At 58.1% G+C, this 22,999-nt stretch carries 17 protein-coding genes; 14 read left to right on the top strand and 3 right to left on the bottom strand.

All coding sequences use genetic code 11. The features are described from left to right. Window positions 1-120: 120 nt before the first annotated feature. The 3 genes from DW899_RS01420 to DW899_RS01410 all read left to right on the top strand — a co-directional run bounded on the left by DW899_RS01420 (window position 121) and on the right by DW899_RS01410 (window position 4,713). On the top strand, window positions 121-906 hold the full coding sequence (locus DW899_RS01420) for an ABC transporter ATP-binding protein (protein WP_117583535.1): 786 nt from the start codon (window positions 121-123) through the stop codon (window positions 904-906). After that, a complete protein-coding gene (locus DW899_RS01415; protein WP_117799756.1) occupies window positions 896-3,133 on the top strand; it encodes an ABC transporter permease in 2,238 nt (745 codons plus the stop codon). The genes DW899_RS01420 and DW899_RS01415 overlap by 11 nt, the downstream gene beginning before the upstream one ends. A 548-nt stretch (window positions 3,134-3,681) precedes the next feature. Continuing rightward, complete coding sequence (locus tag DW899_RS01410; RefSeq protein WP_117799755.1) at window positions 3,682-4,713, top strand: 3-deoxy-7-phosphoheptulonate synthase; 1,032 nt, start codon at window positions 3,682-3,684, stop codon at window positions 4,711-4,713. Between the two features lie 742 nt (window positions 4,714-5,455). On the opposite strand, the gene DW899_RS01400 is transcribed toward DW899_RS01410, so the two are convergent. From DW899_RS01400 to DW899_RS01390, 3 genes are read right to left on the bottom strand one after another with little or no spacing between them, the layout of a single operon-like run. After that, window positions 5,456-7,312 (bottom strand): ABC transporter ATP-binding protein, encoded by a 1,857-nt coding sequence (locus DW899_RS01400; RefSeq protein WP_233539865.1) that lies wholly within the window; start codon window positions 7,310-7,312, stop codon window positions 5,456-5,458. Beyond that, window positions 7,312-9,678, bottom strand: a complete 2,367-nt coding sequence (locus DW899_RS01395) for an ABC transporter ATP-binding protein (protein ID WP_117799753.1) — start codon at window positions 9,676-9,678, stop codon at window positions 7,312-7,314. Before DW899_RS01395 ends, DW899_RS01400 begins: the two co-directional genes overlap by 1 nt. Then, complete coding sequence (locus tag DW899_RS01390) at window positions 9,675-10,124, bottom strand: MarR family winged helix-turn-helix transcriptional regulator (RefSeq protein WP_117775934.1); 450 nt, start codon at window positions 10,122-10,124, stop codon at window positions 9,675-9,677. Before DW899_RS01390 ends, DW899_RS01395 begins: the two co-directional genes overlap by 4 nt. 537 nt (window positions 10,125-10,661) lie before the next feature. Here DW899_RS01390 and pflB point away from each other — a divergent pair. The 11 genes from pflB (at window position 10,662) to yihA (ending at window position 22,824) form a co-directional block, all read left to right on the top strand. Further along, window positions 10,662-12,713: a formate C-acetyltransferase gene (gene pflB, locus DW899_RS01385; RefSeq protein ID WP_117799752.1), complete on the top strand. Its 2,052-nt coding sequence runs from the start codon at window positions 10,662-10,664 to the stop codon at window positions 12,711-12,713. Window positions 12,714-12,798: 85 nt separating this feature from the next. Beyond that, a complete protein-coding gene (gene grcA3 / locus DW899_RS01380; protein ID WP_055252439.1) occupies window positions 12,799-13,050 on the top strand; it encodes an autonomous glycyl radical cofactor GrcA3 in 252 nt (83 codons plus the stop codon). Window positions 13,051-13,351: 301 nt separating this feature from the next. Beyond that, window positions 13,352-14,362: a LacI family DNA-binding transcriptional regulator gene (locus DW899_RS01375; protein WP_022094949.1), complete on the top strand. Its 1,011-nt coding sequence runs from the start codon at window positions 13,352-13,354 to the stop codon at window positions 14,360-14,362. A 183-nt stretch (window positions 14,363-14,545) separates the two neighbouring features. Next, entirely contained in the window at window positions 14,546-15,928 is a 1,383-nt protein-coding gene (locus DW899_RS01370; RefSeq protein WP_117583519.1) for a family 43 glycosylhydrolase, read from the top strand. A 45-nt stretch (window positions 15,929-15,973) separates the two neighbouring features. Continuing rightward, window positions 15,974-17,425, top strand: coding sequence for a PTS transporter subunit EIIC (locus DW899_RS01365; RefSeq protein WP_117583518.1), 1,452 nt, complete (start codon window positions 15,974-15,976; stop codon window positions 17,423-17,425). 101 nt (window positions 17,426-17,526) lie between these two features. Then, on the top strand, window positions 17,527-18,969 hold the full coding sequence (locus DW899_RS01360; RefSeq protein ID WP_158566543.1) for a glycoside hydrolase family 32 protein: 1,443 nt from the start codon (window positions 17,527-17,529) through the stop codon (window positions 18,967-18,969). Between the two features lie 276 nt (window positions 18,970-19,245). Then, window positions 19,246-20,100, top strand: coding sequence for a DegV family protein (locus DW899_RS01355; protein ID WP_233503811.1), 855 nt, complete (start codon window positions 19,246-19,248; stop codon window positions 20,098-20,100). Between the two features lie 186 nt (window positions 20,101-20,286). Beyond that, window positions 20,287-21,105 (top strand): pyruvate formate-lyase-activating protein, encoded by an 819-nt coding sequence (gene pflA, locus DW899_RS01350; protein ID WP_117799751.1) that lies wholly within the window; start codon window positions 20,287-20,289, stop codon window positions 21,103-21,105. Window positions 21,106-21,154: 49 nt separating this feature from the next. Then, entirely contained in the window at window positions 21,155-21,376 is a 222-nt protein-coding gene (locus tag DW899_RS01345) for a hypothetical protein (RefSeq protein WP_117799750.1), read from the top strand. 78 nt (window positions 21,377-21,454) lie between these two features. After that, the gene (gene mtnN / locus DW899_RS01340; protein WP_117799749.1) at window positions 21,455-22,195 is read left to right on the top strand and encodes a 5'-methylthioadenosine/S-adenosylhomocysteine nucleosidase; all 741 of its coding nucleotides are present in this window, start codon (window positions 21,455-21,457) and stop codon (window positions 22,193-22,195) included. Window positions 22,196-22,233: 38 nt separating this feature from the next. After that, on the top strand, window positions 22,234-22,824 hold the full coding sequence (gene yihA / locus DW899_RS01335) for a ribosome biogenesis GTP-binding protein YihA/YsxC (protein ID WP_055252447.1): 591 nt from the start codon (window positions 22,234-22,236) through the stop codon (window positions 22,822-22,824). The last annotated feature ends 175 nt before the right edge of the window (window positions 22,825-22,999 follow it).

Below are 22,999 nucleotides of genomic sequence, written 5' to 3'. Positions count from 1 at the left end.
ACGTGGCAGACTACGCTTACCTTACGCAACGGTAAGGCAAGCGTAAGCCATATCGATGGTAGCCGACTCGGCTTCTTGCGACTATAGATGCCGTAGACTAATTGCAAGAAAGGACTCGGTATGCAAACCATGCAAGCAGCGACCCCGGTACTGGAGGTCGCGCATCTCGAAAAGGTATATGGAGCGCTGGGCAACGTGACCCGCGCGCTCAACGACGTCAGCTTTACCGTCAACCGCGGCGAATTCGTCGGTATCATGGGTGCCTCGGGCTCGGGCAAGTCGACGCTGCTCAACTGCGTGTCGACCATCGATGCCGCCACGAGCGGCACCATCCGCATCAACGGCCAGGACGTGACGCGCATGAAACAGGCCAAGCTTTCGCAGTTCCGCCGCGAGGAGCTCGGCTTTATCTTCCAGGACTCCAACCTGCTCGATACGCTCACGGCACGCGAGAACATTGCCCTGCCGCTCACCATCGCCCGCACAAACTCGGCCGAAATTTCGACCCGCGTGCAGGATGTAGCCGCGCGTCTGTCTATCAGTCAGGTGCTCGACAAGTATCCCTACCAGATGTCCGGCGGTCAGCAACAGCGCGTTGCCGCGGCTCGCGCGCTCGTCACCGACCCCACTATGATTATGGCCGACGAGCCCACCGGCGCCCTCGATTCCAAGAGCGCCCGCTTGCTGCTCGAGAGCCTGGAGGCGCTCAATCGCCGTCTGCGCGCCACCGTGCTCATGGTCACGCACGACAGCTTTGCCGCCAGCTACACGAGCCGTGTGCTGTTTATCCGCGACGGCAAGATTTTCACTGAGCTGCGCCGCGGCGACACCGACCGCCGAGAGTTCTTCGACCGCATTATGGAGGTCGTTGCCATGATGGGCGGTGAGGGCTCCGATGCTCTGTAAACTCGCTTGGGGCAACGTCCGCCGCGCCGGCCGCGATTACCTTGTCTACTTGCTGACGCTCACCCTGGGTGTCACGGTCTTCTATGCCTTCAATACCATCTCGATGCAGGTCGACATCGCCGGAATTGATGAAGAGGGCTTGGCGCAGGTTATGGGCAGTATGCTCGGCGACCTGACGTACTTTTTGGCCGGTGTCATGGCCTTTTTGATGGTGTACGCCAATAACTTCATCATGAAACGCCGCAAAAAGGAGTTTGGCCTGTACCAGGTGCTCGGCATGGGGCGCGGGCGCGTCGCCACGATCATGGCGCTCGAGACGGTGATTGTCTCGGTGGTGGCCTTTGTCGCCGGCATTGTGCTGGGTGTGGGACTCTCCCAGCTCATGACGTTCTTTACGGCCTCGCTCTTTAAGACGCAGATCGCCAATTTCCACTTCTTTTTTTCGATGCATGCGTTCAATCTGACCCTTGCCTGCATGCTCGTAATGTTTGTGCTCACGCTACTGCTGAACCTCCGCGCCGTGCGTCGTACCAAACTCATCGAGCTTATGGGTGCCGAGCGTCGCAACGAGAGCATCAAGACACGCAACCCCTGGATCGCGATTGCCATCTTTGCCGTGGGTGCGGTGCTTGTGGGCGTGGCCTATTACCGTCTGCTACGTGATGGGTTCCCGCTAACCGCGACGGACAGCAAGCTGCAAGAGGCCATGAACCAGTTTGGTATTACGACCGCTATGGTTACCGTGGGCACCTTTGCCCTGTTCTGGGGACTCTCGGGCATGCTCATCAAGCTGCTGCAGAGCTTGCGCGGCGTGTATTGGCGCGGCCTCAACATGTTTACCGTGCGCCAGCTTGCGGCCAAGGTCAACACGGTGTGCTTTTCGATGGGCGTTATCGCGATGCTCCTGTTTTTGGCCATCACCTCGGTGACGTGCGGTATGTCGATTGCCAATGTGATGAACGAGAATCTGGAGCGCTATAATCCGGCCGACATGTCGCAGACGTATGTCTATTACACGCCCGATACGCTCGACTTCTACAAAGAGTCTTTCAATCCGTCTGAGGCCGATCGCATGGTGCTGGCCGATAGTACGGTCGATTTGTACTCCGCATGGCACGGCGATCGTATCGATCACGATAACGTTGCAGACGGTATTAAGGGCAAGTCGGCGGACAACAACGACGAGACCGGCAAGAAGGTCAATATCGCCGATGTTGCCGGTGAGCATGTGCAGATCGATTCGTATCTGAGTTACCCGTTTGGCGGTTCGGATCCTTCGGTGACCCCAAGTGAGATGTGCAAGACCATGGGCGAAAAGCTTCCCAAGGCGTTCGGGGGTAGCAATGCCGATGCGATGGGTCTGTTTGTGACGCCGGCGAGCCAGTACAACAAACTGCGCCAGATGATGGGCGAGGAGCCGGTGCACATCGGTCACGACCAGTATCTGCTCACGTGTGATATGGGCGGCGAGCTGGTCGACCTGTACACCAAGTATATGGCTGGCGGCCATGCCCTTACCTTGGGCGGGCATGAGCTCAAGCCCGCAACCGATAAGTCGGACGAAGATACGGCGGCCATCGCCAACTCGGCGATGGGCAGCAATCCCGGTACCGTCGTCGTTGCCGACGAGCTGTTGTCCCAACTTGATCTGCAGCCGTCTTCCAGTAGCCTGCTCGTTAACTACAAACAGGGGATGGATACAACCGAGGCAGACGAGAGCATTAAATACACTGTGCTCGACAATCTGCTCGTTGACGGCAAGGAGTCGGGGTCGTGGGGAACCTTCATCACACGCTCCGAGATGTACACGCAGGCAGCGCAAATGAACGGTCTTATTAGCTACCTAGCCATCTACATCGGCTTTGTATTGGTCGTTGCATGCGCGGCGATTCTGTCGATCCAGCAACTCTCCAACGTGGCCGACGGCAGCCGCAGCTATCGTGTGCTGGCACAGATCGGCTGCGACGACCGCCAGATTCGCCATTCGGTGATGGCGCAGCAGGCGGTATTCTTCCTGTTCCCGCTGGCAGTGGGCCTGGCGCACTCCTTTGTGGCACTTAAGGTGATCATCGAGATGGTGAGCATATTCGGAAATATGAGCATTGGCGGCACCGTGGGCCTCACCTGTGCAATCTTCCTGGCAGCATACGGTGGCTACTTCCTGGTGACCTACCTCATGAGCACTGGCATGGTGCAAGCCGCCATCGCCACCCGCTACAGCGAGTAACAAGCGGGCAAAACGGTCACAAAACCAGAGCAAATAACCGCCGCGAAGGGAGCCGGGCGCCTTTCGCGGCGGTTTTTGCCTATCTGGTGTGTCTCGGATGCAAGTGAGTAGACTTTTTTGAACTTGCCGAGTACATCGCGACAAATGATCGATAAAACCGCAGGTCAGAGCTGTGGCGTTTTGGGGCGTGCTTGGCCTCCTGCAAAAAGCCTACTCACTTGGTTTTTCTGCTAGAAGACCGCCACGAGGGAAAGCAGCTCTCCTACGGCTGTTGACGTTTGCCCAGATAAAACCTGCCAAAATAAACCCGTCCCTTTTTGGTCGGTGTGGGTTTTTGGACGCTTGCCCGACGAGAGTGGATAATCTCCCACTTTGAGCGCGAACATGGGCCAAAAACGGGAGATTATCCACTCTCGTGGTGAGCGGGCCCTTGTGTCGATTCATTCCCTATTTAGTAGGCTGTGCTTGCACTTTAGCGTGCGACAGCGGATAATGCCGAGCACTCGACAATACGCTTATTGCTCTCTCTATAGATTGAGGAGGCCCCTATGGCCATGGATTTCAAACGCAGGCTGCCGATCCCCATGGAGATCCGCGAGGAAATGCCGCTTTCTGCCGAGCTTACCGCCAAAAAGCAGGCATTTGACGCCGAGGTCGCCAAAGTCTTTACCGGCGAGGACGCACGCAAGGTGCTTATCATCGGCCCGTGCTCTGCCGACCGCGAGGACTCGGTGCTTGAGTACATGAACCGACTGGCCAAGACCGCCGAGGAGGTCAAGGACAAGCTCATCATCATTCCGCGCGTCTACACCAATAAGCCGCGTACCAAGGGCACCGGTTACAAGGGTCTTCTGCACAACCCCAACCCCGAGGCTCCCGACGACCTGCTCGAGGGCGTCAAGGCCATCCGCCATATGCACCTGCGCGTTATTGAGGAAACGGGCTTCTTCACCGCCGACGAGATGCTCTACCCGTCCAACTACCAGTACCTCGTTGACCTGCTGAGCTATGTTGCCGTGGGCGCACGCTCGGTCGAGAACCAGGAGCACCGTCTGGTGTCGAGCGGCATTTCGGTACCCGTCGGCATGAAGAATCCCACTGCCGGCTCTACCACCGTTATGCTCAACTCCATTTACGCCGCACAGGCGCACCAGAGCTTCATCTTCCGTAACTGGGAAGTCGAGTGCGATGGCAACCCGCTTGCGCACGCCGTCATGCGCGGCTACATCGGTCTCGATGGGCGCACCTACCCCAACTACCACTACGAGCACCTCGAGCGCCTGGCCGAGCGCTACACCGAGCACGCCGGCTACGCCAACCCGGCAGCGGTCATCGACTGCAACCACGACAACTCGGGCAAGCGTCCGCTGGAGCAGTATCGCATTTGCAAGGAGGTGCTCGACAGCTGCCGCCGCAACGAGTCCATCTCCAAGCTGGTCAAGGGCTTTATGATCGAGTCCTACCTGGAGGACGGCAACCAGCCGGTCGACGGCGGCGTCTTTGGCAAGTCGATCACCGACCCGTGCCTGGGCTGGGAAAAGACCGACTACCTCATCCACGAGATCGCGGAACGTATTTAGTTACGCGGGTTTACCAACCCGCGTAACGGCTCGACGTTGCGCGCCGCCCAGAGCGACAATTTGTCATTCAAAAGGCAAGGCATGACCGGAAGGTCTATGCCTTGCCTTTTTCATGCCAATTTGTTCGCTCTGGACGGCGCTCGCTGTCCGCCCTCTACCTGCGGCGTTGTCTTGCTCCAGGGGCACTCATTGGGGACGTACTTAAATGAGTGGTCGTTGGGGACGTTCTTGTTTGACTAGTCGTTTAAGAACGTCCCCAATGACTACCTTTCAAACCTGGCAGTTAGGGACGTTCCTTATCTGCCGGCACTTGGGGACACTCCTTGCATCGGCTGACGCGGTTTGCTCGCTGGCATTGCTAGATTTTTTGGCGTTCTCTAAGTCCTGTGGGAAAAAAATGCCAAATATGAGTACTGTTGCTATCGTAGTGCCATATTGACGGTATAAGATAATAGACATAACAGCAAATATGTTCATTAACCTCAACGCATATAAGTCCGCTATAGGGCTGTTTGATCAATTTAGGAGCGCGTGCAAGCCGTGTGAGCAGCATTTGGGGCTGTTTTGGCTGTTACTAAAAAGGTGACAGTACTCATATTTGCCATTTTTTGCCCACAGGGCTTGGAGCGGGCCGTCAATCAGGTCCCAGGGGAGGCGGCTCGAGGCCCAAAGGACACAAAACGGGGGCGCAGGTTGTCCTGTGCCCCCGTTCTCGGGCGTCATCCGTTCCCTGCGGTCGAATCTACGCCGCTTCGTCGAACTGCGAGTTGTACAGGTCGGCGTAGAAGCCGCCCTGGGCGAGCAACTCGTCGTGTGTGCCCTTCTCGACGATGTCGCCGTCGCGAATCACCAAGATTACGTCGGCGTTGCGGATCGTGGACAGGCGATGCGCGATGACAAAGCTCGTGCGGCCCTGCATCAGCGCATCCATGGCGCGTTGGATGAGCTCCTCGGTTCGGGTGTCCACGTTAGAGGTCGCCTCGTCTAGAATCAGCGCCGGGCGGTCGGCCAAAATGGCGCGGGCGATGGTCACGAGCTGGCGCTGGCCCTGCGACAGGTTGGTACCTTCCTCGTTGATCATAAAGTCGTAGCCGCCGGCGAGCGTATGGATAAAGTGGTCGCAGCGCGCGGCGCGTGCAGCGGCCTCGACCTCGGCATCGCTCGCATCGGGGCGTCCGTAGCGGATGTTCTCGCGGATGGTGCCGTTAAACAGCCAGGTATCCTGCAGCACCATGGCAAACTCGCCGCGCAGCGCCGCGCGGTCCCAGTCGCGCACGTCGACACCCTCAACGCGCAGCGAACCGCCGTCCACATCGTAGAAGCGCTGCAGCAGCTTAATGAGCGTGGTCTTGCCGGCGCCGGTGGGACCGACGATGGCGATGGTCTGGCCGGGCTGCGCCTCGCAGCTAAAGTCGTGGATGATGGTCTTGTCCGGCGTGTAGCCAAACTTGACATGGTCAAACTCCACGTGGCCGGGACGCTTCTCGGGGATCTGCGCGTCGGCCTTCTGCTCCTCCTCGGGCGCGGCCAAGAACTCAAAGACACGCTCGGTGGCGGCGGCCATCGACTGCATCGTGTTGCTCACGTTGCCCAGCTGCTGCACGGGCTGCGTAAAGTTGCGAACGTACTGGATAAAGCTCTGAATATCGCCAGGCGTGGCATTGCCGGTCAGCGCGAGCTGCGCGCCCACCACGACGACGCCCACGTAGCCCATGTTGCCCACCAAGCTCATAAGCGGCATCATCAGGCCCGACAGGAACTGCGAGCGCCAGCCACTAATAAAGAGGCGGTCGTTTTGACGGTCGAACTCCTCGATCGAGGCCTCGGCGCGGTCGAACACCTGAATGACGTTCTGGCCGGCAAAGTCCTCCTCGATAATGCCGTTGACGGTGCCCAGGACCTGCTGCTGCTCGCGGAAGTACGGCTGCGAGAAGTGAATCATTACGGTTAGGATAATCGCGGCTGCCGGCAGCGTGAGCACGGTGACGCCGGTAAGTGGCAGGCTGATCGATAGCATCATGACGAGCACGCCGATAATCTGCGTCACTGACGTGATGAGCTGCGTCACGGACTGGTTGAGGCTCTGACCCAGCGTATCGACGTCGTTGGTGATGCGGCTGAGCACGTCGCCCTTGCTGTGGCCGTTGAAGTAGCTCATCGGCACGACGGCGATCTTGGCGGCGATTTCCTTGCGCATACGGTAACAAATCTTTTGCGTGACGCCGGTCATAAGCCAGCCTTGGATGAGGCTGCAGACAGAGCTTGCCAGATACAGGCAGAGCAAAAAGCCGAGCGTCTTGGCGATCCAGGCAAAGTCGACATCGCCGGTACCGTTGACCTTGGAGACCAGGCCTTCGAACAGTTTGGTCGTAACCTGGCCGAGCACCTTGGGTCCCACAATGTTAAAGATGACCGAGCACACGGCAAAGGCGACGGCGGCAAACACGGCAACCTTGTGTTGACCGATATAGCCGAGCAACTGCCTCATGGTACCCTTAAAGTCCTTGGCCTTTTCGCCGCGGCCCATGCCACCCATGCGGCCCATGGGACCGCGCCGGCGGGTGGGCTTGGGAATCTGAGTCTTGGTCTTGTCTGCCATTAGCGCTCGCCTCCTTCCATGACGGCTTCAATTTCTTCTTGGGTGAGCCCCAGCTCCTCGGCGGAAAGCTGCGACTGTGCGATCTCCAGGTACGCTGGGCAGCTGTGCAGCAGCTCCTCGTGCGTACCGGTGCCCACCACGTGGCCGTCGTCGAGCACGATGATCTGGTCGGCGTGCATGATGGTCGCGATGCGCTGGGCCACGACCACGAGCGCGGCGTCGGTAACGTTTTTGGCAAGCTCCTCGCGCAGGCGCGCGTCTGTTTTGTAGTCGAGGGCGCTAAACGAGTCATCGAACACCACAACCTCGGGCTTTTTGGCCAGGGCGCGGGCGATGGCCAGACGCTGGCGCTGGCCGCCCGAGACATTGGATCCGCCCTGGCTGATGGGGGAGTCGTAGCCGCCCTCGCGCTCGGCGATAAAGTCCTCGGCTTGGGCGATGCGCGCGGCCCGGTGCATGTCCTCGTCGCTCACCATGTTGCCGGCAAACTTGAGGTTGCTCTCAACGGTGCCCGAGAACAGACGACCCTGCTGCGGGATGTAACCAATGCGGCGGCGCAGCTCGGAAAGGGTCATGTCGCGCACGTCGATGCCGTCGAGCGAAATGCTGCCGCCCGTGACGTCGTACAGGCGCGGAATCAGCTGCACGAGCGTGGACTTGCCCGAGCCCGTGGAGCCAATGATGCCGAGCATCTGACCGGCGTGCGTGGTGAAGTTCACGCCGCTGATGACATCGGCGCGGGCGTCGGGGTATTGGAAGCTCACGTCGCGGAAGCACAGCTCGCCGTGCGGCGCGCTGGCCGCGGGCAGTTTGGGCGAGGCGGGGTCGTTGATGCTCGTGGGGCAAGTGATGACCTCTTCCACGCGCTCGGCTGCGACCTCGGCACGGGGCAGGATAACCGAAACCATGGTGAGGATCATAAACGCCATGACGATCTGCATGGTATAGGAGATAAACGCCATCATGTTGCCGACCTGCATCACGCCGTCGGACACACCCTGCGCGCCAAACCAGACGATAAGCACGGTGATGCAGTTCATGACGAGCATCATGAGCGGCATCATAAAGCTCATAGCTCGGTTGGTGTAGAGCTGTGTGGTCATCAGGTCGAGCGATGCCTTGTCAAAACGCTCGAGCTCATGCTCCTCGCGGTTGAACGAGCGGATGGGCATAAGGCCGTCGAGCAGCTCGCGGGCGGTGAGGTTCACGCGGTCCACAAAGCTCTGCATCTTTTTGAACTTGGGCATGGTAAGGCCCATGAGCACGCCGACGACGGCCGAGACCGCGATGATGGCCACGGCGATGGTCCACTCCAGGCCGGTGTGGTTGGCCAGGACGCGCATGACCGCGACGATACCCATGACAGGCGCCATGAGGCACATGCGAATGAACAGAGTCGCTGCCATCTGGATCTGCTGAATGTCGTTGGTGCAGCGGGTGATGAGCGAGGCCTGGCTAAACTTGCCCACCTCGGCCGGCGAGAAGTGCATGACCTTGTTGAAGGTCTCGCGGCGCAGGTCGCGGGCGATGGAGCAGGCGGTGCGCGACGCCACAGCGCCGGTCAGGATGGTGGCGACCAGCGAGATCAGGCACAGGCCAAACATCGTGGTCGCCATGCGGCTCAGGTAGGCGTTCTGCACGTCGGCGGGGTCGATGCCCTGCGCCTTGTACTCGTCCTGCACGTAGGTCACGGCGCGCTGCGTGACGATAGAGCCCGACATGGAGCCCATTTTGTCCGCCATTTCGTTGGCGCCTTCGACGAGCTTGCCCTGGTCGATCAAGCCACCTTCAACGCCCAGACGCAGGCTCTTCATGGTGATCTTGCCGCCGTCGGCATCAATCTGCTTTTGCATGTTCTGTGCCGCTGCGGCCTTCTGCTGCATCTCGGCGAGCTGCTCGGGCGTCATCGCCGCCATCTGCTCGGGGGTGGGCATGTCCTGGGCGGCGCTGTTGTCTTTTTCGCTGGACGTGCCCATCATGTCGCCCATGGAGCTGGCGTCGATGCCCTGGTTGAGCGAAAGGACGACGGTCTCGGGCAGGCTCATGATGTCGGCAATCTTGCCGCCGTCGGCGCGCTCCTCCTCGGTGCCCTTGTACGTTCGAATGCCGTTGTTGTCCGCCTTGCTAAACACGGCATCCACAGCTTTGGCGTCCTTGGCGCCCATAAAGAGCTTGAGGTCATCGAGCGATTCGGCGCGAATGGTGTCGGGCACGGGTGAGGCGATGCCGCCTTGCTGCACGCCCACATCGACGATGTCACTCATATACGTAGGCAGCGCTAGGTCGGCATTGCAACTGATTACGATAAGTACGATAGCCGTGAGCAGCGCCAGGACATGTTTTTTAAAGAGCTTGAGAATCCTCACTCGGCATCTCTCCTTTCTTGGTTGCGGTCGATAATTTCGTTGGCACGCCTTAGAAGGCGCACCATCTCTTGGGTATCCGTTTCGCCGAGCTGCTCGAGAAAGGCCGCGGTGCGGTCCTCGAATTCCCGACGTTTGATTTCGAGGTCTTGTCGGCCTTTGTCGGTCACCGTGACGTGTACGCGACGACGGTCGGTTTTTGAGTGCTCGCGCTCGACCCAGCCCTTGCCCTCGAGGGCGCGCAGGATGTTGGCGATGCGGGCGCTCGAGACCCAAGCGCGATCGGCGAGTTCGCTCGGCGTAAGCGAACCGCCGGCGAGCATGAGAGCGCGCATGACGGCCATCTCGCCGCTCATCGCCTGGTCGACAAAACGCGAAACGTGCTGGTGCATGCTGCCAAACTCGGTAAAGAGCTGACGCCCAAGCTCATGGAAATCGGTATCTTCCACCGAAAACCCCTAACACTAGAAACTATTTTTGGTGAAAGATGATACCCCTGTATGCACACCTTATGCGGTAGATTTTGGGACATGCCTAGAAAACTCTCCGTACACCGTCGGTACCAGCAAAGTTGGGGGCAGATTGTTAGACATGTCCTAAAGCCTACTCAGAGGCACTTTACCCTGCTAAAGCTGGCATAACAGCTAGAGCGCAGGACGTATAAAGGCAAGGGGAAATATCAAGCGATTCGGTGAACGGTAGCTGATGGTGGGAGCGTTTCCTGCGGATTTGTTAAAAACGCCCTAATGGTATAAAAAAAGAAACATATAACAGCCCTGATGAAGGGGGTGGCTATGTTATCCTTCTCAAACGGGTGAAATCTTGGGTTTTGGGTTGCAGTTCCAAGGTGGACAAACGTTTTTCCCTGTACCAATGTGTGGTGAAGAACGGAAGAAGCCGGTAGTGCAAGCCGATAATTCAAGAATTCAATAAGCAGCGGTGTGAGAGAGCGCCGCATTACACGTAACTAGGAGCGTGGTTACACAATGCAGGAGGCATGGGAAGGCTTCAAGGAAGGCATCTGGACGGGAGAGGTTGACGTCCGAGACTTCATCCAGAAGAACTACACCCCCTACGAGGGCGACGAGTCGTTCCTCGCCGGCCCGACCGAGCGTACCAAGGAGCTGTGGGGCGAGGTTCTCGACCTGCTGCTCAAGGAGCGCGAGCAGGGCGGCGTCCTCGATATGGACACCAAGACCGTCACGGGTATCGTGAGCCACCCCGCTGGCTACATCGATAACGCCCATCGCGACAAGGAGACCATCGTCGGCCTCCAGACCGACAAGCCGCTCAAGCGCGCGCTGCACGTCAACGGCGGTATCCGCATCGCTTGCCAGGCTGCCAGCCAGCACGGCTATAAGGTCGACGAGAACGTTGTCGAGCGCTACACCTTCGAGCGCAAGACCCACAACGCTGGCGTCTTCGATGTCTACACCCCCGAGATGCGTGCTTGCCGCTCGGCTCACATCATCACCGGTCTGCCCGATGGCTATGGCCGCGGCCGCATCATCGGCGACTACCGTCGTGTTGCCCTGTACGGCGTCGACTACCTGATCAAGGACAAGGAGGCCCAGAAGGCTTCCACCCCGACGGTCATGACCGCCGACAACATCCGCGATCGCGAGGAGCTGCAGGAGCAGATCCGTGCCCTCGGCGAGCTCAAGATGATGGCCGAGACCTATGGCTTCGACATTTCCAACCCTGCTACCAACACGCAGGAGGCCATCCAGTGGATGTACTTCGCCTACCTCGCTGCCGTCAAGGAGCAGAACGGCGCCGCTATGTCCATCGGCCGTACCTCTACGTTCATCGACATCTACGCTGAGCGCGACCTTGCCAACGGTACCTTCACCGAGGAGCAGATCCAGGAGTTCGTGGATCACTTCATCATGAAGCTCCGCATGGTCAAGTTTGCCCGTACCCCCGAGTACCAGGCCCTGTTTACCGGCGACCCGCAGTGGGTCACCGAGTCCATCGGCGGCATGGGTGTTGACGGCCGTACGCTCGTTACCAAGATGAGCTACCGCTACCTGCACACGCTCGAGAACATGGGCACCAGCCCCGAGCCCAACATGACCGTTCTGTGGTCGACCCGTCTGCCCGAGAACTTCAAGAAGTTCTGCGCCAAGACTTCTGTCGCCAGCTCCTCGATCCAGTACGAGAACGACGACCTCATGCGCGTTTACCACGGCGACGACTACGGCATCGCCTGCTGCGTGTCCTCCATGCGCATCGGCAAGGAGATGCAGTTCTTCGGCGCCCGTGCCAACCTGGCCAAGTGCCTGCTGTATGCACTCAACGGCGGTGTTGACGAGGTCTCCAAGAAGCAGGTCGGCCCCAAGTACCGCGCCGTCGAGGGCGATACGCTCGATTACGACGACGTTGTGGCCAAGTACAACGACATGATGAAGTGGCTCGCTGGCGTGTACGTCAACTCGCTGAACATCATTCACTACATGCACGACAAGTACTGCTACGAGCGCATCCAGATGGCTCTGCACGACAAGCACGTGCACCGCTGGTTCGCTACGGGCATCGCTGGCCTTTCCGTCGTGGCTGACTCCCTGTCCGCCATCAAGTACGCCAAGGTCCACCCCGTCCGTGACGAGAACGGCATTATCGTCGACTTCGAGACCGAGGGCGAGTTCCCCAAGTACGGTAACGACGACGACCACGTCGACCAGATCGCTCACGACGTTGTGCACCAGTTCATGGAGTACATCCGCATGAACGACACCTACCGCAACTCCGTGCCCACGACCTCGGTTCTGACCATCACCTCCAACGTCGTGTACGGCAAGAAGACCGGTTCTACGCCTGATGGCCGCAAGGCTGGCCAGCCCTTCGCCCCGGGTGCTAACCCCATGCACAAGCGCGATAGCCACGGCGCCATCGCTTCGCTGTCTTCGGTTTCCAAGCTCCCGTTCCGCGATGCTCAGGACGGCATCTCCAACACCTTCTCCATCATCCCGGGTGCGCTCGGCAAGGAGGACCAGGTGTTCTTTGGCGATATCGACCTTGATCAGCTGGGCGAGTAACTATTGTTAGTGCTATACTAACAATAACGATTACTGATTAGCGCGCCGGTTTCGGCCGGCGCCTATCGATCGAAGGAGACACATTATGAAGGTTTCTGAAGTTTCCGAGACTCAGGCCGATAACCTGGTCCACATGCTCGACGCTTACGCCGAGAAGGGTGGCCACCACCTGAACATCAACGTCTTCAACCGTGAGACGTTGCTCGACGCTCAGGCTCACCCCGAGAAGTATCCGCAGCTGACCATCCGCGTTTCCGGCTATGCCGTGAACTTCCACACGCTCACCAAGGAGCAGCAGGACGAGGTCATTTCGCGTACCTTCCACAACAAGTTCTAAAGGGGTTTAACTCCCGCAGGATCGCCGGGCCGCTTTGGGTTACTTTCCAAAACGTCCTCGGACATGCAAAGGGCTCCGCTGCGCGCTTCGCGCGGCGGAGCCCTTTGCGTCCTGCGGAAATGTTTTGGAAAGTAACCCAAAGCGGCCCGGCGGGGGTCCTGTGTAGTCACCCTTTAGGCGGAACTCTCCTAATTATTTGGATGAGTCGTCTACTTACTTGTGCCGTTACCGTCTTCCCGCTGTTGTTGGGGTATGCTTTGTTCGTATGTAAACGTATGACATGTTGATGGGGGAGGGTGCTATGGCTCGCGAGGGCGCTCGTTCTAAGGATTCTGCTAAGCCTGGCATCAAGGAAGTTGCAGCGGTGGCGGGGGTTTCGCCTACTACGGTATCTCGCGTGCTTAATAATCGCGGCTATATTAGCCAAGAGACCCGCGATAAGGTCCATGCCGCGATGGAGCGCATCAACTATACGCCCAACGATATCGCCCGTGCCATGCTCAACGGCCGTCTGAACCTTATCGGCATGATCGTTCCCTTTGTGAGCAGCCCGTTCCATGCTCAGGTTGTGCAGGCGGTCGAGCGCACGTTAGCGGAAAACGGCTTTAAGATGTTGCTGTGCAACAGTGCCAATCGACCCGATCTTGAGCGTTCCTATATTGACATGCTCCGCCGCAATATGGTCGACGGCGTCATCGTCAACTCCCTCAATATCGGTGCCGAGGCATATGCCGAGATGGGCTTGAGCCTGGTTGGCATCGACTGCGATCTTGGCGAGGGCTCTGTCCAGATTGCAAGTGACAGCTATGGCATTGGCGAGCTCGCCACGCGCCGTCTGATTGATGACGGCTGCAGGCGTATCCTGTGCCTGCGCAGCAATAGCCGCATGCGCATGCCCGCCAATAAGCGTACCGATGCCTACCTCGATGTTGTTGAGCAGGCCGGTTTGTCCGCGCTTGTCCGTGAGGTTGAGTTCGTTAAGCCCGACGACGAAAAGGGCGCGGTCGTTGCGAAGATCCTCGATGAGAACCCCGATATTGACGGCATCTTTGCGGGAGACGATACGATGGCGGCCATCTGTCTCAACGTGATGAAGCAGCGCGGCTTGAGCGCTCCAGACGATATTAAGGTCGTGGGCGCGGATGGTGCCCGCCGAACTATGACGTTTATGCCTGACTTAACAACCGTACGTCAAGATATCGATCGCATCGGAGAGCTCGCGGCGCAATCCATCATCGCTCTTATTAACGGCGATAATCCCGAATCGAATATCAAGCTCCCCGTTGAACTCATTGAGGGCAAAACCGCGTAGTTCATCCTGTGCCAAAAGAATTCCTCAAACGCCTCCGATGACCGTTCGCCGGCATATGTCAACCGTTTACCGACGACTGGAACTGCGAAAAGACGTATTGATATGAAAACGTTTGACATATGAAAACGATTGACATATCTTGCCATTGTACCGAGTTAGTATGTCGTGGAAAGGAAGTCTCGGATGCACAAGGTGTATTACCAGCCTGAGGGAATTTGGGTAGGCGACATCATGCCGTACGGCGAGGACGGCACGTTCTATCTCTATCATCAGCGTGACACGCGTAACCCCGAACCTTTCGGAGAGCCGTTTGGCTGGGCACTCGCTACGACCAAGGATTTCGTCAACTACAAGGACTTTGGCGAGAGCCTTGAGCGCGGCGGCGACGAGGAAGTCGACCAGTACATTTATGCCGGCACGGTGTTTAAGGTGGGCGACAAGTACCATGCGCTCTACACTGGTTGCAATCGCGATAAGGTCCGCGCACGTTTGATGAAGCAGGTTCTTCTTCACGCAACGAGCGACGACGCCGTCAAGTGGGAGAAGAACATCGCCGAGACGCTGCTTCCGCCCCAGGAGGGTTACGATGACCGCAACTGGCGCGATCCCTTTGTGCTTTGGGATGAGGAGAACGAAGAGTACATGCTCATCCTCGGCACGCGTGTGGGCGAGGACAAGCGTCTGATGACCGGCCGCCTGGTCAAGTTCACCTCCAAGGATCTGACCAACTGGGAGTTCCAGGGCGACTGGTGGAACCCAGGCCTGTACACCATGTTTGAGATGCCTGATCTCTTTAAGATGGGCGACTGGTGGTACCTCGTCTTTTCCGAGTACAGCGACGGCAACAAGACCCGTTACCGCATGTCCAAGTCCATCAACGGTCCTTGGATTACCCCCGCTGACGACTCCTTCGACGGCCGCGCGTACTACGCCGCTCGCACCGCATTCGATGGCGAGCGTCGCGTTCTCTTTGGTTGGGTTCCTACGCGTGACGAGGGCGACGACCCCAGCTCTTACCTGTGGGGTGGTACCTTCATGCCCCTCGAGATCGTTCAGCGTGCCGACGGAACGCTCGGCACCAAGCTTCCCGACAGCATGCTCGGCGCCTTTGGCGAGGGCAAGGCTGTCGAAGCCTTCGAGCTCTCCTGCGAGTCGGGCAAGGTCGAGCAGGTTTTGTCTGCAGACGCCGGCTCCACCTACTTGCTCGATACCGACATTGAGCTCGGCGGTAACGCTGCCGGCTTCTCGGTCAAGTTCGCCGAGGACGCCGAGACCGGTCTTGCCTATGAGTTCCGCGCCAACCTGCGCGAGGGCAAGCTCGAGTTCACGCCGGCTCCCCAGTACCCGTGGTTCCAGGTCAACAACATGGGCCTCGAGCGTCCGTTGTTCTTTAAGGGCGAGGGCACTCATCATGTGCGCCTGGTCGTTGACGACGATATCGCGACCATCTTTGTCGATGATGTTGCGCTCAACGCTCGCTTCTGCAACAAGCAGGGCCAGGGTGTGGCGCTTACCGTCACCGACGGTGCGCTCAAGTGCGCAAACGCAACGATCGCGTCTCTGTAGCGGCAACGAACCGTTTTATGATTTAGAAAAGGAATGGAGAGGAACATGGACTACAAGGCAGTGTCCCAGCAAGTCGTCGACAACGTCGGCGGACTGGAGAACATCGAGGGCGCCACGCATTGCGTGACCCGTCTGCGTCTGGTGCTCAAGGATACGAGCAAATACAACAAGGCCGAGCTCGAGAACATCGATGGCGTCAAGGGCGTGCTGTACAACAGCGGCCAGCTCATGATCATCTTCGGTACCGGTACCGTCAACAAGGTTTACGATAAGTTTATGGCTCTGACGGGCGTTAAGGAGATCAGCGCTTCCGAGGTCAAGGGCGCCGAGGCGGACAAGAAGGGCAAGTTCTTCTCGGTCCTCAAGGTATTCTCGGACATCTTTATCCCCATCATTCCCGCCTTCGTCGGCGCTGCAATCATCATCGGCCTTAAGTCGCTGATCGTTGCCAACGGCCTCTTCGGCATGGAGGGCAGCCTCGCCGATCACAGCGAGTTCCTCAAGAACCTCGCAAGCTTCTTTGCCATTATCGCCACCACCTTTGACTACCTGCCTGTCCTGGTTATGTATAGCGCGGTCAAGCGTTTTGGCGGCAACCCGATCCTGGGCATCCTCGTCGGTATCGTCATGGTTCACCCGAGTCTTATGAACCGTAACACGTTCGTTATGGACCCGACGGGTGCTGAGTACTGGAACTTCGGTCCGCTCTCCATCCCCATGGTTGCTTTCCAGGGCGGCGTGTTCCCTGCAATCCTGACTGCCTGGTTTATGGCCAAGGTCGAAAAGATTGCCCAGAAGTACATCCCCGAGGTCGTCTCGTTTGTCTTTGTCCCGACCGTTACCCTGATTCTTGCTAACGTTGCCCTGTTCACCGTGTTCGGCCCGCTCGGCAACCTGATCGGCGACGTCCTCGCTGGCGTAATCGATGTCCTGTACAACAGGATGGGCGTCTTTGGTGCCTTTGTCTTCGCCGCGTTCCTGCAGCCGCTCGTCGTTACCGGTACGCATCAGTTCATCCAGGGTATCGAGGCAAACCTCGTTGCCACGACTGGCTTCAACTACATCCAGGCCATCTGGTCGGTCTCCATCATCGCCCAGGGCGGCGGCGCCATCGGCATGTACCTCATTCACAAGAAGCACTCCAAAGAGCGCAACATCTGCATGTCGTCCTTTATTCCGACGCTGGTCGGTATCTCCGAGCCCGCTATCTTCGCTGCAAACATGCGCTATTCGATCATTCCGTTCATCTGCGCATGCATCGGTGCAGGCTGCGGCGGTGCCTTCGTGAAGTTCTTTGAGGTGCGCGCCATCGGTCAGGGTCTGACCGGTGTGCTTGGCCTGCTCATCGTTACGCCCGAGACTCTCGTGTGGTATGTGGCTGGTAATCTCATCGCCTTTATCGTGCCGATCGTCTTGATCTTTGCCTACAACAAGGCAAAGGGCGTTCCGACCACCGATGAAGAGGGCGCTGGTGCTGGCTTCGATGTCAGCTTCTAGTTGAGCCGTTCAGCGTAATGTGCGGATAAGTCCATTTGAGGAAGGGCGCTCGGCTCGTGCGAGTCGAGCGTCCTTCCCTATAGACGAGAAAGTCAATGGCGATGTTTAATCAAAAAAATAAGGTGACACGCGCGGACTATGAGCAGTGGCGTGCCGGACAGGATGAGACGGCTGGTCGCATCGCGTCCGACCCCGATAGGCTCCTGTTCCATGTGGAGCCTGAGCTTGGCTGGCTCAACGACCCCAACGGTTTGGTTCAGATTGGTGATACGTATCACATCTATCATCAATACGATCCGTTCGATGCTGCGCATGGCGGTCCAGTGCTTTGGAACCATCTGACGACAAAGGATTTTGTGACGTACGAGAATCATGGCTCCGTGCTGTTCCCCGATTCCGATTTGGATTCGAACGGAGCGTATTCTGGTTCTGCCTTTGTACGCGATGGCAAGATTCACTACTTCTATACCGGCAACGTCAAGCATTTTGACCGCGATGATTACGACTACGTGTTGACGGGTCGTGAGCAAAACCAGATTCATATGGTTGCCGAGAATCCCGACGAATTGGGCGAGAAGTGCATAGCTGTTGGACCGGTCGATTACCCCGACGATATCGGTACGCACGTGCGCGACCCCAAGATCCTTGAGCACGACGGTATCTACTACATGGTTCTGGGCGCTCGTACGAAAGACGATCGCGGCTGCGTGCTTGTCTATACCTCGCGCGATCTAGAGGACTGGAACTATGCGACGCGTATTGAGCTGGGCGAGAAGTTTGGCTTTATGTGGGAGTGCCCCGATCTGTTCGAGCTCGATGGTGAGCTTATTCTCGTTTGCTGTCCGCAGGGTGTGCCTGCCGATGGATGGCGTTACCGCAATCCGCATCAGTGCGTGTGGTTCTCCATCGAGGCCGATTGGGAGGCGCCGAGCTTTAAAATCGTCGGGCAGGGCATGCCCCCGATGGTCGATGCCGGTTTTGATTTCTATGCTCCGCAGTCCTTTGAGGATGCTGCAGGCCGGCGTTTGATGATCGGATGGTCGGGTTGCCCCGACGCGACGGCAGAAAACCCGACGGTGGCGCGCGGGTGGCAGTGCGCGTTGACGGTGCCGCGAGAGCTGAGCATGCGCGATGGTAAGCTCTGCCAGCAGCCGGCGCACGAGATTGAGAGGATGCGCGGCGACTGCGTTCGCGCGACAGGCGGTGAAACCGTTGAGGAGCCGGGCCGCCTGTTTGATGTTGTGGTTTCCTGTGAGGGCGCCAAGATGGTCGAGCTCGAAATCCGCAAGGGTGTCTTTGTGCGCTATGCAGACGGGATGCTTACCCTCGACATGGGTGACGAAGGCTATGGGCGCGACCAGAGGTCGATCGAGCTCAGCGAGCTTCGCGACCTGCGCGTGCTTTCGGACACTACGATGGTCGAGATTTTTGCAAATGGCGGCGAGGCGGCACTTACGAGCCGTACCTATTCGCCGGCGGTTCCGGCGATGGGGTTGCATGCCGAGAGTGCGGCGTCGATGGATTTCTACCGCCTCGCGCATTAACCATGCGTGAGGCACGATTGGACTTGCTGGGCGGAATGTGTTGCAGTTGCCGCAGCGAACTACCGTTTATCGCGTATAGCTACCGTTTGCGGGATAAGTAACACTCATTTATAAACCGTGTAAAATCTCAGCCAAGCACGGAGTTTTCCAGGGAGACGCTGTCCTTTGTTATGTGCAAGGGACGGCGTCTCTTTGGCGCTTGGACGCCGTTGTGCAACAGTGCGGCGGCGCGTGCCATGTATTGAAAAACCAATGTCGAGATGGGTCGTGATAAGAATGGGCAAGTACGTAATCGTGGTTGAATCTGGTTCGGATGTGACGCCAGAGCTCTGCGAACGCTACGGCATCGTGCGCGTGCCCATGCATGTCACGATTGGTGACGAGACCGTCGAGGACGGCTCGATCGATCCGCTCGAGATTTATTCGCGCTGCAACGAGTTTGGCGTGATGCCCAAGACCAGTGGCTGCGCACCGGCAGATTTCTCCCGTGTGTACGACCGCATTCACGCCGAGCAGCCCGACGCGACTATTCTGCATCTCGCGTATTCCGAGGCCACGACCTGCTCGCATCAGTCCTCAAAGATTGCGGCCCAGGGGCGCGACTACGTGTTCTCCATGGACACGCGCTTTGTCTCGGTGGGCCAGTCGCTCGTTGTCGTCGAGACCGCCAAATACATCGAGGCTCACCCCGATGCCACCGTCGACGAGATCTTTGCATTTACGAACTCCGTCATGGACCGCGTGCTGTTGGGCTTTGTTCCTACGGACCTTGCCTTCCTTAAGGCGGGCGGTCGCTTGTCCAACGTCGCGTTCCTAGGCGCCCATCTGCTCAAGATTAAGCCCTGCATTGAGGTGACGGGCGGCAAGTTCGTGGCGACTAAGAAGTTCCGCGGCTCTATGCTCAAGTGCGCCCGCGCCTTTATTGACCACATGGTTGCCAAGGGCGAGATCGACTACTCGCACATTGGCCTGGCGTATTCGGTGGGCCTTTCCCAGGAGCTGCGCGACGACATGGAGGTCTATGCGCATGACCTGGGCTTTAAGGATATTACCTGGACTCAGGTTGGCGGTGTCATCTCGAGCCATTGCGGCCCGACCGCCTTCGGTGCGGTGCTCACGCTTAAGGCGTAAGGCCTGGCGTCTATCGATTTCTATTGCCTCGGCGACGGGCGGGTTGTGACAACCTTCCCGCCGCTTTTGCGTGAAGTAAAATAGGACGACCTAATTGACCCCTAAACCGTTTTGCCATCATGCGTATGGGCTAGAATGGCTCTGACATTTATGTAACTAAAACCAATGAGAGGCAAGGTAGCGGGAATGGCTGAGATGACGCTCGAGGGTGTGGACGCTCGTCCCGAGGACTCTGCGTTTGCCCTGGGCCGCGTGCATTCGATTGAGACGATGGGTACGGTCGACGGTCCCGGCATCCGCTTTGTGGTGTTTGTTCAGGGCTGTCCCATGCGCTGCGCGTATTGCCACAATCCCGATACCTGGTCTGTTAACGGTGGCACGATGGTGACCGTCGAGCATCTCATGGACGAGTTCCAGAGCAACCATGAGTTCTACCGTAGCGGCGGCATTACCGTTTCGGGCGGCGAACCGCTCCTGCAGCCCGAGTTTTTGGCCGACCTGTTCCGTGTGATGCACAACAACCCCGATGGCCGCGTACACACCTGCCTAGACAGCTGTGGCTATGCATTTGATCCCAAGCATCCGGAGAAGTTCGATGCTGTTCTCAACGAGACCGATATGGTGCTGCTCGACATCAAGCATGCCGATCCGGTTGAGCATAAAAAGCTGACCGGTTGCGATCCTGCGCGCATCCTGGCGTTTGGCGATGAGCTTGCCCGTCGCAAGATTAAGGTTGTTATTCGCCATGTGGTGGTGCCGGGTATCACCGACACGGCGGAGGAATGCGAGAAGCTCGGTCGCCTGATCGCTCCATGGCACAACGTGGTGGGCCTGGAAATGCTGCCGTATCACACGATGGGTGTCGTCAAGTACGAGCAACTGGGTATTCCCTATAAGCTCGAGGGCGTGCCCCAGATGGATACCGCGCGCATGCCCGAGCTGCGCAACGCCGTCATGACGGGCATGAAAAAGCGCCGCGCCGAACTCAAAAACGCCATCGGCTAGCGATCCATTTTCGCCCCCAAGGGCACTCATTGGGGACAGACTTAAATGAGTGCGCGATGGCATTGCGGGCGAGCATGTTTTGGTGCGCAACAAGGCAGGCTGGATTAGCGAGGATGGTTGCTATTCGACATGCGATGCGGGCCTTATCGACATCGATGGCCGTACCTATGTCATGAGCGTCATGACATCGATGCCGTGGAGCGACCGCTCGAGCGAGGTTACGGCTGCGATTGCAAAGGTTCTGTTTGATACGCGAGTTGCGCTGGCTTAGCGTGTTCGTTTGGCGAGGTCAAACAAAATGCTGGTACCATACCGTGGTTGAGAATTTCGTATAGGTTTGGGGAATGGTATGGCTACCATCGCGATTATCGGTGCGCTCGAAAAAGAGATCATGCAGATTAAGGAAGAGCTGAGCGACGTTTGCGAGGCACGGGAGGCAGGCTTGACCGTTGTAAGCGGCGAGCTCGACGGCCTGACAGTTGTCGCCACAACGGCGGGCATGGGCACGGTGAACGCCGCCGCTGCAACACAGCACCTCATTAGCAAGTATGCTCCGCAGGCTGTTGTGTTTTCGGGCATTGCGGGTGGTTTGAACCCCAAGCTCCATATCGACGACGTGGTCATTGGCAAACGCCTGCGCTATCTGGATACCGATACCGCGCTTATCGCCGAGTCCGCACCGGGGCTCGAGGAGTTTGGCTCGACGCCCGCGCTGGTCGATATTGCCGTCGACGTGCTTGCTGAGCGTGGGTTTGTTGACGCTTCGACAAATGCAGTCGCTTCGAACGAGGGCACCAAGCAGTTCCTGGTCGGCACGATTGCCACGGGTAACCGCTTTGTGACGGGCGTCGCCATGCGCAACGACGCTATCGAGGCGACGCATGCCGATTGCGTCGGCATGGAGGGCGCGGCAATTGCCCATGTCGCAACCAAAAATGGTGTCGATTGCCTGGTGTTGCGCGCTATCAGTGATAATTGTGACGAGGCGTACGATGCAATTTGCGAGCGCGAGTTCGATCTGTTCGAGTACGCACGTGTCGCAAGTGACATCACGCTCGATATCGTCCGCCGCATTGCCGCTGCGCAATAGCGCGTCTATTTGTAAGAACCTACGACCAAGGAGTGTCCATGGCCGATTCCATTAACTACCAGCTTGCCAAGTTCGTTGCCAGCTATGGCAAGGTTTCGCAGATTCCCGAGTCCACCTGCCCCGAGGTGAGCTTCGTCGGCCGCTCCAACGTGGGCAAGTCGTCGATCATGAACAAGCTTTTTGGCCGCAAGAACCTGGTCAAGGTTTCCAGCACGCCGGGCAAGACGAGCAACATCAACTTCTTTGAGGCCGACGACGTGCATTTCGTGGACCTGCCGGGTTACGGTTTCGCCCGTCGCTCCAAGGCCGAGCGCGACCGCTGGGCCGAGCTTATCGGCGACTTTTTCGACTCCGAGCGCAGCTTTAACTTAGTCGTCTCGCTGGTGGACATTCGTCACGACCCCAGCAAGCTCGACCACGACATGATCGACTACCTGCAGGGCAACGAGTTCAACTTTATCGTCTGCCTCACCAAAGCCGACAAGCTCAGCCGCACCCAGCAGGCCCGCCAGGCAGCAGCCATCAAAAAGCAGCTCAACGTCCCGGCCGAAAACGTAATCATCACAAGCTCCCAGACTGGCACCGGTATCGATGAACTCAAGCGCCGCATCGCCGAGGCCTGCCTCTAGTAAGCGTCCCATCCCAGTAAGGGCCCCCACCAATAAAAAGCCAAACCATCAGCCCGGCGCCCCTTCAAAGCGTGGGTTCCTATAGACATCGTCGACCACGTTGCTGTAGGGCCGCCCAAGGGTATCCCCTTAAAAACATTCCGCACTGATATTTTCTGTATTGAAGACGTCGATG

This window comes from Collinsella sp. AM41-2BH (assembly GCF_003468085.1).
Classification (GTDB): Bacteria; Actinomycetota; Coriobacteriia; order Coriobacteriales; family Coriobacteriaceae; genus Collinsella.
The sequence above is the reverse complement of the archived record's forward strand: the minus strand, read 5'-3'. Positions and strand labels throughout refer to the sequence as shown.

Bases quoted from the DNA above. Each gene is read 5' to 3' on its own strand.
- DW899_RS01420 (WP_117583535.1), top strand. From the start codon at position 121: ATGCAAACCATGCAAGCAGCGACCCCGGTACTGGAGGTCGCGCATCTC.
- DW899_RS01415 (WP_117799756.1), top strand. From the start codon at position 896: ATGCTCTGTAAACTCGCTTGGGGCAACGTCCGCCGCGCCGGCCGCGAT.
- DW899_RS01410 (WP_117799755.1), top strand. From the start codon at position 3,682: ATGGCCATGGATTTCAAACGCAGGCTGCCGATCCCCATGGAGATCCGC.
- DW899_RS01400 (WP_233539865.1), bottom strand. From the start codon at position 7,312: ATGGCAGACAAGACCAAGACTCAGATTCCCAAGCCCACCCGCCGGCGC.
- pflB (WP_117799752.1), top strand. From the start codon at position 10,662: ATGCAGGAGGCATGGGAAGGCTTCAAGGAAGGCATCTGGACGGGAGAG.
- grcA3 (WP_055252439.1), top strand. From the start codon at position 12,799: ATGAAGGTTTCTGAAGTTTCCGAGACTCAGGCCGATAACCTGGTCCAC.
- DW899_RS01375 (WP_022094949.1), top strand. From the start codon at position 13,352: ATGGCTCGCGAGGGCGCTCGTTCTAAGGATTCTGCTAAGCCTGGCATC.
- DW899_RS01370 (WP_117583519.1), top strand. From the start codon at position 14,546: ATGCACAAGGTGTATTACCAGCCTGAGGGAATTTGGGTAGGCGACATC.
- DW899_RS01365 (WP_117583518.1), top strand. From the start codon at position 15,974: ATGGACTACAAGGCAGTGTCCCAGCAAGTCGTCGACAACGTCGGCGGA.
- DW899_RS01360 (WP_158566543.1), top strand. From the start codon at position 17,527: ATGTTTAATCAAAAAAATAAGGTGACACGCGCGGACTATGAGCAGTGG.
- DW899_RS01355 (WP_233503811.1), top strand. From the start codon at position 19,246: ATGGGCAAGTACGTAATCGTGGTTGAATCTGGTTCGGATGTGACGCCA.
- pflA (WP_117799751.1), top strand. From the start codon at position 20,287: ATGGCTGAGATGACGCTCGAGGGTGTGGACGCTCGTCCCGAGGACTCT.
- mtnN (WP_117799749.1), top strand. From the start codon at position 21,455: ATGGCTACCATCGCGATTATCGGTGCGCTCGAAAAAGAGATCATGCAG.
- yihA (WP_055252447.1), top strand. From the start codon at position 22,234: ATGGCCGATTCCATTAACTACCAGCTTGCCAAGTTCGTTGCCAGCTAT.